Origin of the sequence: Paucihalobacter sp. (assembly GCF_036825875.1) — a bacterium.
Lineage (GTDB): Bacteria > Bacteroidota > Bacteroidia > Flavobacteriales > Flavobacteriaceae > Paucihalobacter.
The window spans coordinates 1-16,635 of the sequence record NZ_DAISXK010000055.1 but is presented as its reverse complement, the minus strand read 5'-3'; the positions used below and the strand labels follow the sequence as shown (position 1 = coordinate 16,635).

Here is a 16,635-nt window from a genome sequence, read left to right as displayed (position 1 = left end):
TGTTGATATCCTATTCAATAACTTTAATTTAAATAGTTTCAAACAGGTTTTGGCAATAATTACTTTTGAAATTAGATGGGATAATGCGTTTAAATGTTAATTTTATCGATTATTTTTGCGTTTTAGCGATAAATTTATATATTTGAAGTGTCAACCCTGAATCTTTTATTATGAAAAAAAACATTTTAGGAGCATTTGTTATCTTGTTTGTGGCGGTCGCTCTATTTTTAATGATTGAGGATATTACCAAAAGTGGTAAAGCCCAACCGACTCAAAATGTTGAAATCTACGATGAGAATAACCATCCAAACCTCGCTACTTTAGACGAGGAAGATTAAGCATTTTATCAATTTCTATGAGAATTGCTTCATGACTTATGGCAGCCAATGCTTTAAGTTCATTGACAGTTCCATGTTCAATAAATTTATCTGGAATTCCCATGCTTATAATGTTAGCATTATATTTATTATCGAAGGCAAAGTTTTTAATTAAAGTGCCAAAACCGCCTATTAAACAGCCGTCTTCAATGGTTATTACATCTTGAAAATTGCTGAAAATCTCTTTGAGCAGACCAGTGTCTAATGGCTTCATAAATCTCAAGTCATAATGAGCAATTGCTTCAGGATTTGTACAATTAGAAATCGCTATTTGAACATCGTTTGCGGTGGCTCCTAGTGAAATTACCCCAATTTTAGTTCCTTTTTTCAAACATAAACCTTTACCAATCTTTATTTGTGAAAAAGGTTGCTTCCAATCTATTTCCGTGCCACGACCACGAGGATATCGAATGGCAATCGGCTGTTTTAAACCCAATTGGGAAGTGTACATTATGTTTCGTAATTCCACTTCATTTCTCGGTGCAACAATAATAAGATTTGGAATACAGTTTAAATACGCCAAATCAAAAACACCATGATGTGTAGCACCATCTTCACCAACCAATCCTGCGCGATCTAAACAAAAAATTACTGGTAGATTTTGTAACGCCACATCGTGAATAACCTGGTCGTAAGCGCGTTGAAGAAATGTTGAATAAATATTACAAAATGGGATAAACCCTTGCGTTGCCATACCCGCCGCGAAGGTAACGGCATGTTGTTCAGCAATTCCTACATCAAAAGCACGTTCTGGAATTTCGTGCATCATATATTTTAAAGAACTACCTGTTGGCATGGCAGGAGTTATTCCAATAATTTTATCATTTAGTTTGGCAAGTTCTACAATAGTATGCCCAAAAACATCCTGAAATTTAGGTGGCTGAATGGTTTCGGCTTTTTTATCTATGTCTCCTGTAATCGCATTGAATCTTCCTGGAGCGTGATAGATCACCTGATTTTCTTCGGCTTGCTTAAGTCCTTTTCCTTTGGTCGTAATAACGTGAAGCAGTTTAGGCCCTTTTACGCTTTTTAAATGTTGTAGTTCCATAATTAAAGTATCAAGATCATGTCCGTTTATTGGTCCTGTGTAGTCGAATTTTAAAGCTTCAAAAATATTATCTTGACCGTTGACGCCTTTTTTAACATTGGTTAAATATTGTTTAAGTGCGCCAACGCTAGGGTCAATTCCAATGGCATTATCGTTTAGAATTACCAATAAATTAGCGTTGGTTACACCAGCATGGTTTAAACCTTCAAATGCCATACCGCTTGCTATTGAAGCATCGCCCACAACTGCAATATGTTGTTTTTCGGTTTCGCCTTTTAATTGCGATGCAATGGCCATACCTAAAGCAGCTGAAATAGCAGTGGATGAATGTCCAGTGCCAAAAGTATCATAAACACTTTCTTCACGTTTTGGAAAACCACTAATACCGTTAAGTTGTCTATTGGTTTGAAAATTATCGCGCCTACCAGTTAAGATTTTATGACAGTAAGCTTGATGCCCAACATCCCAAATAAGTAAATCTTCGGGTGTATTGAAGACAAAATGAAGTGCTACACTTAACTCGGCCACACCGAGGCTTGCACCCAAATGACCTTCCTTGGTAGCTACTATATTGATGATGAAATGTCGCAACTCTTCTATTAATCGCTTAAGATCAAGTGAATTAAGGTGTCTAAGATCTTTAGGTGAGTTAATACTATTTAAATATGTGTAAGTCATAAAATATTCCAATTGGTAAAATTATGAAATAGGATGTAAACATTTATTATAAATATTTGTAAATTGCCTAGTTTCGTTTTCGTAATTAAGCGCGAAAAAGAAAAATTATTTTATGACAAAAAAGTACACTCCTTACGGTTTCGTGGTTATAATATTCTGGTTTATTTCCACTTTAAATGCCCAAGTTCAACTAACTAATTCACCTTTTGAGCCATTGGTAAATAACTATTTAGAAGAACATCTTTCATCCCATAACTTAACAAATCCAGATATTCAAGATTTATTAATACAAAATGAAGTGTACTCTAAAAGCACAAAAATCACCCATTTGTATTTAAATCAGCAGTTTCAAGGTATTAAAATTTATAATGCCATTTCCAGTTTAGCTATCAAGGACGAAAAGGTGTTCTATTTTGCCAATAGATTTTTAGGAGGTGTCGCCGAAAAGGTCAATACAACATCGCCTCAAATAACCGCACAGAATGCGATTGAAAAATTAGCAGTACATCTTGGTTTATCGGCTGTGCAGAATGTAAATCTAAAAACTTATGTAAACAATAAATTTTTGTTCAGTTCTGGTAATATTTCACGGGTTGATATTCCGGTTGAACTCATGTTATTTCACAATAATGCAGGAAGACTAGTATTAGTTTGGGATTTAAGTATTTATGATTTATCTGCTAGAAATTGGTGGACAGTACGATTGGATGCTGTTAATGGAGAAATTTTAGATGTACAAGATTTTATTGTGACCTGTAACTTTGGCGATGCCAATCATGAAACACATCAACATGTGGAAATCCCACAAGAATTTTCAATGAGCAATGCCGCTTCAATGTTAACTGCAAATGATAATTCGCAATACAATGTCTTTCCGTTTCCTGTAGAAAGCCCGATACATGGTTCTAGACAACTTGTCATAGAGCCAGCGAGTGAGCTAGCATCACCTTTTGGCTGGCATGATACGGATGGTGTTGCAGGTCCAGAATTTACAATTACAAGAGGCAATAATGTTTGGGCACAAGAAGATAGAAGCGGCACAAATCAAGTCGGGTTTTCACCTGACGGAACTGCGGCATTAAATTTTGATTTCGAATTAAATTTAAATCAACCACCAGCTTTTTATGAAGATGCGGCAATAACCAATTTGTTCTATGCTAATAATTTGATGCATGATATATTTTATCATTACGGTTTTGACGAACAGAGCGGGAATTTTCAAGAAAACAATTATGGGAAAGGCGGTTTAGGGGGTGATTTTGTTTTTGCCGACGCACAAGATGGAAGTGGCTTAAATAACGCGACATTTGGAACACCGCCAGATGGTCAGAACCCTGGAATGACTATGTTTTTGTGGACTGGTTCTGGTCCGGCCGGCAATCCGTTTATTATCAACAGCGGAAATTTAGCAGGTGAATACACAGGAGTTTCAGCCACCTTTGGTGACCCACTATCTCCAACACCTTTAACAGAAAATTTGGCTCTAGCAATTGATGATAATTCAGGCGCTTCAACTGATTTTTTTGATGCCTGCGACGCCATTTTTAACGGAAGTAGTTTAAACGGTAAAATTGTGGTTATACGTCGAGGTGGTTGTGAATTTGGAGCTAAAGTTCTTGCAGCAGAGAACGAGGGTGCACTCGCGGTAATTATGGTAAACAATGTTCCTGATGCCCCAATTGCTATGGGTCCTGGAGCGGTTGGTCAACAAGTTACAATTCCTTCCATAATGGTGAATCAAACTATAGGCGAACAAATAATCACAGCATTAATAAACGGCGAAACCATTAATGCATCCTTGGTCGCTGCACCGCCTTATCAAAAAGATGGTGATTTTGATAATGCTATCATCGCCCATGAATACGGGCATGGTATATCAACGAGATTAACAGCAGGACCGGCTACAGTTAATTGCTTATTTAATAGTGAACAAATGGGCGAGGGATGGTCTGATTGGCTCGGTTTAATGGTCACTATGAAATCTTCAGATATTCCTGAAATGGGTCGTGGTATTGGCACCTATGTTATTGGGCAAAACACAAACGGCAGTGGTATCAGACCCGCAAGGTATTCTACTGATTTCGCTGTTAATCCATTCACATATAATGATACGAATAATCCAGGATTATCAGTTCCTCATGGGGTTGGATTTGTATGGGCAACCACTCTCTGGGATCTAACATGGGCATATATTGATAAATACGGATTTGACCCAGATTTGTACAATGGAAATGGTGGTAATAATAAAGTAATGCAGGTAGTTTTGGATGGACTGAAATTACAGCCATGCCAACCAGGTTTTATCGATGGAAGAGATGCTATTCTTGCCGCAGAATTAGCGCTTACTGGTGGTGAAGATCAATGTTTAATTTGGGAGGTTTTTGCTCAACGTGGCATGGGTTTTAATGCCGATCAAGGCTTGAGTACTGAAAGAAATGACCAGCTTCAGGATTTTACGTTGCCCCCGAGTTTTTTAGAAACATTAGAGAGTTGTAATAGCTTAAGCACCGATGACTTTATAAGGAACTCATTTAAAATTTATCCAAATCCAACTGAAAACTTTATCAATATTTCATCTTCGTCGTATTACGGTGAAGCAGCTCTGTCCATTTATGATATAAATGGTAGATTAATTCAAAATTTGAACATTAATTTAGACTTGGATGTTCAAATCGATGTTACTAGATTGAACTCAGGCTGGTATTTTATTTCAATTGTTGGAGAAGGGTTCAACATTACTGAAAAAATCATCAAGCGATAATCACTATTAAAAATGGAGCTGATTTATGACGATGTGTATTTCATGAAAAGAGCTTTTCAAGAAGCTGAATTGGCGTATTCAAAAAATGAAGTTCCTGTTGGAGCGGTAATCGTTGTAGATAATAAAATTATTGCCAGAGCGCACAACTTGACAGAAATGTTAAACGACGTTACCGCGCATGCCGAAATGCAAGCTATAACAGCTGCAGCCAACTATCTAGGAGGTAAATATTTGCATGGATGTACGCTTTATGTTACTTTAGAACCGTGTCAAATGTGCGCTGGAGCTTTGTACTGGTCACAAATCAGTAGAATTGTTTATGGTGCGCGAGATGAAACTAGAGGTTGCATTGCGCTTAATTCAAAGTTACACCCAAAAACAGTAATGGTTGGGGGTGTTTTAGAAACGGAAGCACAAGAAATTATGCGACGGTTTTTTATAGCTAAAAGAAATTTGAATTAACAAAAAACGCCTAGTTATCACCGGGCGTTTTCAACATTAAAAACCTGTATAGAAATTAGATTTTCTTCACATTCGCGGCAACTTTTCCGTTTCTGCCATCTTCTTCAGAAAACTCTACTTTGTCACCTTCTTTTAGGTTTAATCCGTTTAGGCTAGACACATGTACGAAGATGTCCTTGCGTGTTGTGTCGTTGGTGATGAATCCAAATCCTTTCGATTCATTAAAAAATTTAACTGTTCCAGTCATGCTAATAAAAATAAAAAATTATAATATAAAGGTATAATTAAATTGGATACAAGCCGAAATTGAATGAAAATTTTTCAAATGTCGTATTTGCTTTTACGCTGATTTTCACGCATTTTATCAATATTTTCTTTAGTAAGCATATAGTCTTCTACTTTTTTGTCTTTCCAACGGTAGTATGAAAACAGCGGAAACACAACAAAAAATAACCCAATAACCCCAAAACCAATAATTTTTTGCGAGTACTCGTATTCGGTAAAGAAGCCGAATAATATTGCTCCAAAAGAAGCAATAAAGCATATCCATATTAGCGTTTTCATTTCCTTAAAAGTTCAGTAGAATTTATAATTAGCCGATAGCTCTATTTCAAGATGTAAAGTTAATCAATTCATTGCGATAAGCAGTGAGTAGTTTAGACTTTGAAACAAAACCATAATATTTGTTGTCTTTTATTACGGGCAGATTCCAAGCTTTCGAGCTTTGAAACTTTTCCATAACGGCTTTCATATCGTCTTTTTCATAAATAATGAAATCAGGTGGACTGTGCATAAAAGTTTCTACAGTTGTTGATTCGTATAGACTTTGGTCGAACATTACTGATCTTATATTATCTAACAAAATAATTCCCATAAATTGCCCGTGTTCATTAGTAACAGGAAACAAATTTCTACTGGATTTCGACACACCTTTCATCAGCATATCCCCAAGCGTCATTTCAGGGTGTAACTGAATAAAATCTTTCTCAATAACATTGTCAAGTTTCATTAAGGTGAGTACATTTTTATCTTTGTCTTGGGTAAGTAAAGCACCTTTTTCGGCAAGTTCCTTATTGTAAATGGTATATTCTAAGCTGTTTTTCGTGATTATGAACGACATCGATACTGTGATCATTAGTGGTACAAACAGTTGGTAACCGCCGGTTATTTCGGCAATTAAGAATATAGCAGTTAGTGGTGCATGGAGTACGCCAGCTATTAAACCAGCCATTCCAACCAAAGTAAAATTAGATTCAGAAACCGAAAACTCAAAACCAATATTATTGATAATTTTGGCAACCACATTTCCCAAAGCACTACCCATAACTAAGGTAGGAATGATTATACCACCGCTGCCGCCAGCCGCCAAGGTAGTTGTCATGGCAATAGCTTTAAAAATAGTTATCCCAATTAATAGTAAAATCACTACCCAAATATTATCTAAGTAGCTATCGAAAGGAGTTTTACCCAATGCCTTAATATGGTCGCCAGCCATTAAATCGTTGATAAAACCAAATCCTTCACCATAGAGTGGCGGAATAAAATAGAGCATGACGCCAATAGCCAAACCTCCAATAATTAATTTTTGCCGTCGCGATTTTAATAGACTAAAAAGTGAGGTGATCTTAAAGTGAATTTTTGAGAAATAAATAGAAGCAATGCCAGTACCTATGCCGAGTACTACAAAAAATAACGTGTCTTTTATTTCAAATTTATCCGAAACCATAAAGTTGAAAATCACATCATCTCCCAAGAAAAAATAGGAGGTGAGCACCGAAGAAATGGAGGCCATCAACAATGGCAGCAATGAAGCAAAAGTTAAATCTAAACTAAACACTTCAATGGCGAAAATAATAGCAGCGATGGGCGATTTGAATATGGATGCTATGGCACCTGCAGCAGCGCAGCCAATAAGTAAACTTCTAATTTTTCTATCGGCATGAAACCATCTACTCACATTAGAACTGACCGATGCGGCTGAAGCAATCGCCGGGCCAAGTAACCCAACCGAACCACCAAAACCAACCGTAAGTGGCGCCGTAATTAGCGGATAATACATACTTTTTTTGCTGAGTATACCATCTTTTTTAGAAATGGAATACAGAACGTTAGAAAGACTATGCCCAACATCCTGCTTGGCGACGTATTTAATAAACAAATAAACTAGTAGCAGCCCAATAATGGGTAAAATAAAATACAACTGATTATCGGAAATCGTTATGCCATATTTAAGAACTTTCTGAATTCCAAAAGTGATGTTTTTGAGCAATACAGAAACCAGCCCAGAAAGTAAACCGATTAAAATAGCAAGGAAATACACAAAGTTTTTTTCTGAGATGTACTTATATCTCCAAATAAGTATTTGCTTGAAAAACTTTGATTGTTCCATAAAGTAAATCTATCAAAAAATCCTGCATAAACAGGATTTTAGTAATGGATTATATATTGAGTTTTAAGTGCAATTCTTTTAATTGCTCGTCATCAAGAGGTGCTGGTGCATCGATCATCACATCTCGTCCTGAATTGTTTTTAGGAAAGGCAATAAAATCTCTAATAGTTTCTTGTCCACCTAGGATAGCAACCAAACGATCTAATCCGAAAGCAATACCGCCGTGTGGTGGCGCGCCAAATTCGAATGCATCCATTAAAAATCCGAATTGTGCTTTGGCTTGTTCATCTGTAAAACCTAAGTGTTTTAGCATGATTGCCTGAGTAGCTCTGTCGTGAATTCTAATAGAACCACCGCCAATTTCATTACCGTTTAGTACCAAGTCGTAAGCATTTGCTTTTACTTCAGATGGATTAGTGTCTAGCAATTCTAATTGTCCTGGTTTTGGCGAGGTAAATGGATGGTGCATCGCATGAAAACGCTTTGTGTCTTCATCCCATTCTAATAAAGGGAAATCTACAACCCAAAGTGGTGCAAATTCGTTAGGCTTTCTCAAGCCCAATCGTGTGGCCATTTCCATACGTAAAGCGCTGAGTTGCGCTCTAACTTTGTTAGTGTTTCCCGATAGCACACAAATTAAGTCACCTGTTTTGGCTTTGGTGATTTCGGCCCATTGCTTCAAGTCAGTTTCATCGTAAAATTTATCTACGGACGATTTATAACTTCCGTCGTCGTTACACCGCACATATACCATTCCTAAAGCGCCAATTTGAGGGCGTTTTAGCCAATCGGTAAGTTGGTCAATTTCTTTTCTGGTTAATGAATTTCCACCTGGTATTGCAATTCCAACCACCAATTCAGCAGTATTAAAAACGTTAAAATCTTTATGTTGTGAAACCTCGTTTAATTCGCCAAACTGCATTCCAAATCTTATATCGGGCTTATCGTTGCCGTATTGTCGCATGGCATCGTCATAGGTCATTCTTGGGAATTTTGCTACATCAACACCATTAATTTCTTTAAGTAGATGTCTTGTTAAGCCTTCAAAAGTGTCTAGAATATCTTCTTGTTCCACAAAAGCCATTTCGCAATCTATTTGCGTAAATTCAGGTTGTCTGTCAGCTCGTAAATCTTCGTCTCTAAAGCATTTTACAATTTGAAAATACTTGTCCATACCGCCAACCATCAATAACTGCTTGAAGGTTTGTGGCGATTGTGGCAAGGCATAAAACTGACCTTCATTCATACGAGATGGTACCACAAAATCGCGTGCACCTTCGGGAGTTGATTTGATAAGGTAAGGTGTTTCTACTTCTATAAAATCTTTTGATGACAAATAATTTCTAACAGCCTGGGCTACTTTGTGTCTAAAAATCAAATTGTTTTTCACAGGATTTCTTCTAATATCTAAATAACGATATTTCATGCGTAGCTCGTCGCCACCATCGGTTTGGTCTTCTATGGTAAATGGTGGTAATAATGAAGTATTTAAAACAGTAAGTTCTTTTACCAATACTTCGATATCGCCAGTTGGTAAGTTGGGATTTTTTGAAGCCCGTTCAATCACGGTTCCTTTTACCTGAATCACAAATTCTCTACCCAAACTTTCTGCTTGACTAAAAACAGCTTTAGGCGTGCGTTCTTCATCAAAAACTAACTGGGTAACCCCATAACGATCGCGTAAATCTATCCAAATGATAAATCCTTTGTCCCTTGATTTTTGGACCCATCCGGAAAGGGTTACTTCAGTGTCGATGTGCGATGCTCTCAATTCTCCACAGTTATGACTTCTGTACATATAATTAGAATTAATTCAGGATATTATTCAATTTTAAAGAGGCAAATTTAATGAAGTTTAGCGAGTATTAACTAAAAAAAGCCACTACAATTGTAATGGCCTTTTAAGCTATTAATCTGGATTATTCTAAAAGATTAATCTTCTAGAACAACAGGGTCTTGATGATTAGGTTCAAATTCGGACCTAAATGTTTTTTTAAACCAGATTTTTAGTAACATAGAAAGGTAGAATAATATGGGCACCACAACCAAGGTTAAAAAGGTTGCCACTACCAATCCAAAAATAACGGTCCATGCTAAAGGTCCCCAGAATATAACATTATCGCCACCAACATAAATGTTGGCGTCAAAATCTTGAAAAAGGGTAAAAAAGTTGATATTTAAACCGATAGCTAATGGAATTAATCCTAAAATTGTAGTCACAGCGGTTAATAAAACTGGGCGTAATCTTGCTTTTCCAGCTCTTACAATCGTTTCGAAAAGATGCTCCTTTGGCAGGTATTCGGAATCTTCAATATTGAGTTCGTCCTTCTTTCTGTCGATTAATAATTGGGCATAATCTAAAAGAACAACCCCATTGTTCACCACAATACCAGCGAGAGAAATAATACCCATCATAGTCATCATAATTACAAACGACCAACCAGTAATCATTAGTCCACCAAACACACCAATTAAACTTAAAAATATAGCCAACATGATAATTGCAGGTCTAGAAATTGAGTTGAACTGAAAAATAAGAATAAAGAATATAAGTCCTAAACCTTTGAAAAATGCACCAACTAAAAAGCTTTGTTGTTTATTTTGTTCTTCAATTTGACCGGTGTAGTCAATCTTTATACCCTCTGGCATTTGGCTAAAACTCTCCATTTCCTTTTGAATATCATTAACCACGGCGGCGGCATCTACAAAACCAGCTGCCAAGGCTGAATAAACGGTTACAACCCGTTTGGCATCTCTGTGTTTGATTGCACTAAATCCACTTGTATTAGTCTGACTTGCAAGAGCTGATACGGGAATGTTCCTTATCTGACCAGATGCCATATCTCTAAAGGTGATATTTTGATTAAAAATAGCACTGGTATTATATCGTAATTCCTCATTGAAACGAACATAAATATCGAAATCATCACCATCTTTTTTATAAATACCTGCCTTTGCTCCGAAAATGGAATTGCGCAACTGCATACCTACTTGACCAGAACTCACTCCAAGTTCACCAGCTTTTTGTCTATCAACAATAACTTGCATGGTTGGTTTGTCTTTATTAACGTCAATTTTTAGTTCGTCTATACCAGGTATGTTTTGGTTGTTTATAAAACGGCGCATGTTTTCTGCCGTTTCGATAAGTTGGTCGTAATCTTTACCTTCAAGCTCAATGTTGATAGGAGAGCCTGCTGGTGGTCCGTTGGCATCCTTTTCAACCGAAATTAGTACACCAGGGTAAATCCCAGTCAAAGCTTCTTGTACTTTTTGTCGCAAAGCTTCACTGTCTTGTCCGCGTCGATACTTGAACTGACGCATTGAGGCAGTTATTTTGCCCTTATGTGGCATTTCGGCCGCCGAGCCGCCGTCGGTTTGGGGATTGCCAGCACCTTCACCTACTTGAGAAACAGCACTTTCAACCATATAATTATAATCGCCATCCATGTAAACCTCATTATTTAGAATCCGGTAAACGCGTTGTTCAATTGATTTGGTGATTTCATTGGTTTTATTGATTTCGGTGCCTTCAGGATATTCAATATAGACAATAATTTGATTCGGTTTATTGTCTGGAAAGAATTCAATCTTTGTTCTTTGACTATCAACTGAAACGCCAAAACCTGCAAATGAAAGGATTAATAACACAAAAGTTGCAGCTACAATGGCATAAGGCTTCCATGAATAGAGTGAAAATCGCAGCGTTTTTTCGTAGTAGTTTTCAAGCTTGGAAAGGGTTCTTTTTTGAAAGCGATTGGCAGCTTTTCTTAATATTAAGCGATATACCCATAGCATAATAGCACTAAACACCATGACACTTCCTAAACCGCGATATGCGCCACCGAACAGAAGAATGATTAATCCGATTCCACCAACGATTGACGACAAGGCAATGATGCGTTTTAAGGGCATTTCCTTGTCTTCTACGGTCATAAATTTCGAAACCAAAACCGAATTGAAAAAGATCGCTACCACAAGCGATGACCCCAAAACAACAGATAAGGTTATCGGAAAATACTTCATAAATTGACCAAATAATCCGGGCCATAAACCAAGTGGTACAAATGCGGCTACTGTTGTAACAGTTGAAATTATAATAGGGTAGGCAATTTCACCAATACCTTTTTTAGCGGCTTCAACACGGGACATGCCTTCTTCTTCCATGAGTCGATATACATTTTCAACCACCACGATACCGTTGTCAACCAGCATACCGAGACCCATAATTAATCCAAACAAAATCATGGTGTTCAAGGTATAACCTAAGGCACTTAAAATCATTAAGGACATAAACATCGACATTGGAATGGCGAATCCAACGAATAGTGCATTTTTAAATCCAAGAAAAAACATTAAAACCGTTACCACCAAAATCACTCCGAAAATAATATTGTTGACCAAATCTTGTACTTGGCTTATTGTTTTGTCGGATAAATCATTAGTGATAGTAACCTCGAGGTTTTTAGGGAATACATTGTTATCAATTGCATTCTGGACGATGGCTTTCACTTTTTCTGTAGCTTCAACCATGTTTTTGCCAGCCCGTTTTTTAACATCAAGCATCACTACTTGCTCACCATCTTTGCGGGCAAAAGTGGTTTTATCTTTTTCTTTAAAATTTATTTCTGCTATATCTTTTAAGTAGATAGGATTGTTGTTTTCAACTTTAACAACAAAATTTTGTAGATCATATGGATTGTCAATTTCACCGATAATTCTTATAGTTCGTCTTTGTCCGCTTGTAATTAAATTGCCTGCTGAGGTTGTTACATTACCGCCATTAATGGCGCCAATTACATCATCAAAACTCACTTGCGAAGCCATCATTCTATAAATATCTACAGCAACTTCAACCTCTTTATCTTGTACGCCGCGAATATCCGCTTGTTTAATTTCGATGAGGTTTTCTATTTCATCTTCTAAGTATTCGGCAAATTCTTTAAGCTTTTCGGTCGGAAAATCACCAGATAGATTGATGTTTAAAATTGGAATTTCTTCTGAAAGACTTAAATCAAACACATTGGGGTCTACTTTTGCATTATTGAATATTGGCCAGTCTTCGCTAGCTACCTCGGTGTCTATTTGGTCTTTAACCTTTTGTTTGGCAACGTCAACTGAAATATCGTCGTCAAACTCTACTATTATAATGGAATAGTCTTCCTGTGAAGTTGAGGTAACTTCAACTACATTACTTACCGTTTTTAGTTTGTCTTCTAAGGGATTGGTAATTAGTTTCTCAATATCTTCGGCTGTGTTTCCAGGATAAATGGAACTCACATAAATTTTGGTTTCTTTAATTTCTGGGAAATCTTCACGCGGCATACCGAAGTAAGCTGAAATACCGAGAACCAAAATAACCAATATCAAAACATACATTGTGGTTTTATTGGCAATAGCCCAAGACGACAGTTTAAACTCTTTGAAGAGATTCTTGCTTGAATTTGTCATAGTTTCGTGTTGCTACTGTTGTACTTTTACGTTTTGTCCTTCCTTTACACGTCGCGCCCCTTCTTTAATCACAAAGGTGTTGGGTTTTAAACCGTCAAGTATTTCAATAATATCACCTTGGGTTTTTCCGGTTTTGACGTTGGTTCTTATTACAGTTCCGATGCTGTCATTTATATTTTCAACAACATAAATATATTGGTTGCCTTGTGCATCTTCCGAAATAATATCTTGAGGAATTAAAATAGCATTGCTGTTCGTGTAATCGTTTATTTTAAGTTTTGCGGTTAAATTGGGTTTGATGTTTGGATGGTTTTCCGGAATGTCAACTTCAATTTTATAAGTGCGATTGGCTGCATTAATGAAACTTCCAGCTTGACGTACTTTCGATTCAACATTTAAATTTAGAATAGGAAATTCAATATTAACCAGTTTATTAGTGGTGATTTCAGTCAAATATGTTTCAGGTACATCCACTTCAATATACATATCTTTTAATGACACCAATCTCATTAAAGGTGTGCCGGGTGCGATATTGCTACCTTGTTCAGTGATAACATCATCTATGGTTCCCGAAAATGGTGCTGTAACACTAGTTTTTGCTAGTTGTTGTTGCATTTGGCTAATGGCTTGTTGCTGACTTTCGAAAGTTGATTTGGCTTGCAAATACTGAATTTCACTGCCAATACTTTGTTTCCACAGACGCTGTTGTCTTTCAAAAGTTGTTTTAGCTAAATCGGTTTGAATTTGCATTTGCGCTAATTGCTGACTTAATCCGCCATCGTCAATTTTAGCTAGTAATTGTCCTTTTGTTACTTTTTGTCCTTCTTTTACTAGCACTTGTTGTAGCATGCCAGCATATTCGGAGTTGATAACAACTAGGTTTTTGGTAGTTACATTTCCTTGAAGTTCTACAAAATGTTTGAAGTTTTCTTCTTTGGTAGTTATAATGCTCACTAAAGGAAGTTTTTCGTTGCCATTTAATGATTCAAGTTTGGTGTTTATGGTGTTTATTTTGTCGTTGAGTACTTTTTGTTCCTCAATCAATTCTAATTTCTTAGTGTTTAAAGCGGTGGCATCATTTGAATTTAAAACGGTTTCTAAATTATCGGTCGAGTTATCACCACAGGAAATCAGTATAAGAGCGAGACTGAAAATGATTATGTGAAATGTTTTCATGAATGTAATATTATGCGTTCGTTGATTAATTATTCGTAATGTTTAAAATGGTTTCTAAGTCTGCTTTTCTGGTAATAACTTCGAGCATAGATTGTAAATAATCTTGCTGCGCCCCATATAATTGTGTTTGGGCTTGTCTTAAATCAAAACTTGAGGCGATACCTTCAAAAAATTTAATTTCGTTTTTTCGTTCGATGCGTTCGGCAAGTTTTAAACTCCGTTTTTTTATGTCGAAATCTTCAATTGAAAATTGATAGTTGCTTTTGGCTGATGCGATTTCAAGTTTTAATTCTTGTTCTATTTGAATTAAATCTTCTTTTGCCTTTTCAACATTAATTCTGGCACGCTGGGTTGCCGCTGACCTACCTAAAGAGCTAAAAATTGGTACATTTAAACTAACACCTACTAGCGAAAAACCAGCCCATTGTTGGTCGCTATCTAAAAAGGTAAAAGAGTCGCTAAAACCTAAATAGCCTCCGTTTATAAAACCACTTAAGCTTGGTAATCCTCTACTTTTTTCAAGCTTAAGCATTAAGTCTTTAGAGGTTTTATCATTAAAAGCAATTTTGTAATCTATGTTGTTATTAATGTCTTCGTTTGCGTCTATAAGTTCAAGGGACACGTTGTTGACAGCTAGATCTTCTAAGTTTTCGGTAAGGCGAGTATCGGTATTTATATCTAAACCAATTGTGAGATTGAATAAATTTTTAGCAATTATTTTCAGTCTACTGGCGTTATTGAGGGCACTTTCAACTCCTGCAAGCGTAATTTGCAATTGCTCTACACTTTCTTCTTCTTCTAAACCGTTTTCAAAAATCTTTTGAATGTCGTTTAAATTTTTTTGAAGCACCACCGTATTTTTTTCTAAAATATCGACTGTTTCTTGGGCTAAAAGCATGTTGCCGTATGCGTTAATAACTGCTTTTCGTACTTCTAAATCGGTTTTTTCTTTAGCGTTTTTTGAAATTTCTAAAAACACCTTGGCCGATTGTAATCCGACTAAATATGACCCATCAAATAACAGCTGTCTCAAGGTAATGGCGGCATTCACGTTTTGTTTGGTTCCAAAAATAACTTCGGCGAATTCGCCAGGTTCACCACCAACAAACTCAGCTGGGATAAGTGAAATTTGTTGTTTTAGGAAGTTTTGATAATCAACATTGGCATCAATTTGCGGTAAACCTGTAGCAGTGGTTTCCCATTTTTGTTCTTTTGCAGCTTCGATATCGCGCTGGGCATTTTTAACTATTCTGTTGTTTTCTAAGGCATAATCTATGGCTTCGGCCAAACTGAAATTCATAGTTTCCTGAGCGAAAACAAAGGTTGAAGAAACCAACAGCAAACAGTATGTGACATATTTTTTAATCATGACTAGTTTTTTCTTTTGCTATAACTTGTGTTAATACGTTTAAACCTTTTTCAGTACAAATACCTCGTATATGATATTCTAAATAGTGGTCCATGGAGTCGTTTATTGAAAATAATTCTAATGGAAATATATCGTAATCTTTTAGGCAAATCATATTGTTAAAATACAGTCGTGCGATAAAATTAACATCAATAGTTTTACGGTATAAACCCAGTTCAATTCCCTTTTTCAGGTTATTGACAACACAGTCTTGCATTAAATCAAACTGCTTATTTTTTAATGTTTTGTAGATTTTTGGGTAGTATTTTTGGAGTTGGTATTGCGGTGAGGTTTTTTCTCCTTTCAGATGGACCATGACCAAATTTTTAATATCATAAATTTCTTCAATTGGATTTTCATGTACTTCGCAAATGTGATTAATACCATAAGAAATTTGATCGAATAAATGCAAGGTAGTTGCTTCAACTAATTTGTGTTTGTTATCGTAATATTGATAAATGGTTTTTTTTGAAATGCCGAGACTGTTGGCAATATCATCCATAGTGATACTTTTAAAACCATAGGTTAAAAATAAATCAGCCGATTTCTCTAAAATTTTTTTTTCCATATTGGCTACAAAATTACAAATGGAAACTTTAAAAACAAAAATAGTTTTCAAAGTTTTAATCATATATTAACATTAAGTTTATATTGAAACTTTGATATTGCTATTTCATTTATTTTTGTGACATGAAGCCAATTGCCTTTTATCAAGATGAATTCAGCCAACATTTAGAAGAATTCAATTCGTTCAGCGAACCAAAAAACCTATATCAACCCATATCTTATATTTTAAGTCTAGGAGGCAAGCGTTTGCGACCAGTTTTAACCTTAATGACAACCGATATTTTTGGCGGTAATTTTAAAGATGCATTAAACGCAGCGCTA

The 16,635-nt window shown here is 36.1% G+C and carries 12 protein-coding genes and 1 pseudogene; 4 read left to right on the top strand and 9 right to left on the bottom strand.

Features of this window, described 5'->3' with window-relative positions; genetic code table 11:
* Positions 1-170: 170 nt before the first annotated feature.
* Positions 171-338: a hypothetical protein gene (locus V7Z48_RS12250; protein ID WP_334113828.1), complete on the top strand. Its 168-nt coding sequence runs from the start codon at positions 171-173 to the stop codon at positions 336-338.
* Here V7Z48_RS12250 and V7Z48_RS12245 read toward each other — a convergent pair.
* Complete coding sequence (locus V7Z48_RS12245) at positions 316-2,103, bottom strand: 1-deoxy-D-xylulose-5-phosphate synthase (protein ID WP_334113827.1); 1,788 nt, start codon at positions 2,101-2,103, stop codon at positions 316-318. The genes V7Z48_RS12250 and V7Z48_RS12245 overlap by 23 nt on opposite strands.
* A gap of 112 nt (positions 2,104-2,215) precedes the next feature.
* Here V7Z48_RS12245 and V7Z48_RS12240 point away from each other — a divergent pair, with 112 nt between their 5' ends.
* Together V7Z48_RS12240 and V7Z48_RS12235 are read left to right on the top strand one after the other, a co-directional pair.
* On the top strand, positions 2,216-4,864 hold the full coding sequence (locus V7Z48_RS12240; RefSeq protein ID WP_334113826.1) for a T9SS-dependent M36 family metallopeptidase: 2,649 nt from the start codon (positions 2,216-2,218) through the stop codon (positions 4,862-4,864).
* A 12-nt stretch (positions 4,865-4,876) separates the two neighbouring features.
* Positions 4,877-5,326: a nucleoside deaminase gene (locus tag V7Z48_RS12235; RefSeq protein ID WP_334113825.1), complete on the top strand. Its 450-nt coding sequence runs from the start codon at positions 4,877-4,879 to the stop codon at positions 5,324-5,326.
* Positions 5,327-5,381: 55 nt separating this feature from the next.
* Here the strand turns inward: V7Z48_RS12235 and V7Z48_RS12230 are convergent, their stop codons facing one another.
* The 8 genes from V7Z48_RS12230 to V7Z48_RS12195 all read right to left on the bottom strand — a co-directional run bounded on the left by V7Z48_RS12230 (position 5,382) and on the right by V7Z48_RS12195 (position 16,315).
* Positions 5,382-5,573 carry a cold-shock protein gene (locus V7Z48_RS12230; RefSeq protein ID WP_334113823.1) on the bottom strand — a complete coding sequence of 64 codons (192 nt, stop codon included), beginning with the start codon at positions 5,571-5,573 and terminating at the stop codon, positions 5,382-5,384.
* Positions 5,574-5,647: 74 nt separating this feature from the next.
* Positions 5,648-5,890 carry a hypothetical protein gene (locus V7Z48_RS12225; RefSeq protein ID WP_334113822.1) on the bottom strand — a complete coding sequence of 81 codons (243 nt, stop codon included), beginning with the start codon at positions 5,888-5,890 and terminating at the stop codon, positions 5,648-5,650.
* Positions 5,891-5,936: 46 nt separating this feature from the next.
* Positions 5,937-7,715, bottom strand: a complete 1,779-nt coding sequence (locus V7Z48_RS12220; RefSeq protein ID WP_334113821.1) for a chloride channel protein — start codon at positions 7,713-7,715, stop codon at positions 5,937-5,939.
* A 49-nt stretch (positions 7,716-7,764) separates the two neighbouring features.
* Positions 7,765-9,513: an aspartate--tRNA ligase gene (aspS, locus tag V7Z48_RS12215; protein ID WP_334113820.1), complete on the bottom strand. Its 1,749-nt coding sequence runs from the start codon at positions 9,511-9,513 to the stop codon at positions 7,765-7,767.
* A gap of 134 nt (positions 9,514-9,647) precedes the next feature.
* A complete protein-coding gene (locus V7Z48_RS12210; protein WP_334113818.1) occupies positions 9,648-13,163 on the bottom strand; it encodes an efflux RND transporter permease subunit in 3,516 nt (1,171 codons plus the stop codon).
* Between the two features lie 12 nt (positions 13,164-13,175).
* Positions 13,176-14,339 carry an efflux RND transporter periplasmic adaptor subunit gene (locus tag V7Z48_RS12205; RefSeq protein ID WP_334113817.1) on the bottom strand — a complete coding sequence of 388 codons (1,164 nt, stop codon included), beginning with the start codon at positions 14,337-14,339 and terminating at the stop codon, positions 13,176-13,178.
* A 25-nt stretch (positions 14,340-14,364) separates the two neighbouring features.
* On the bottom strand, positions 14,365-15,708 hold the full coding sequence (locus V7Z48_RS12200) for a TolC family protein (protein WP_334113816.1): 1,344 nt from the start codon (positions 15,706-15,708) through the stop codon (positions 14,365-14,367).
* Positions 15,701-16,315, bottom strand: coding sequence for a TetR/AcrR family transcriptional regulator (locus V7Z48_RS12195; protein ID WP_334113815.1), 615 nt, complete (start codon positions 16,313-16,315; stop codon positions 15,701-15,703). Before V7Z48_RS12195 ends, V7Z48_RS12200 begins: the two co-directional genes overlap by 8 nt.
* A gap of 122 nt (positions 16,316-16,437) precedes the next feature.
* Between V7Z48_RS12195 and V7Z48_RS12190 the strand changes: the two are divergent.
* Positions 16,438-16,635 (top strand): annotated as a pseudogene (locus V7Z48_RS12190) (polyprenyl synthetase family protein); the annotation flags it as partial.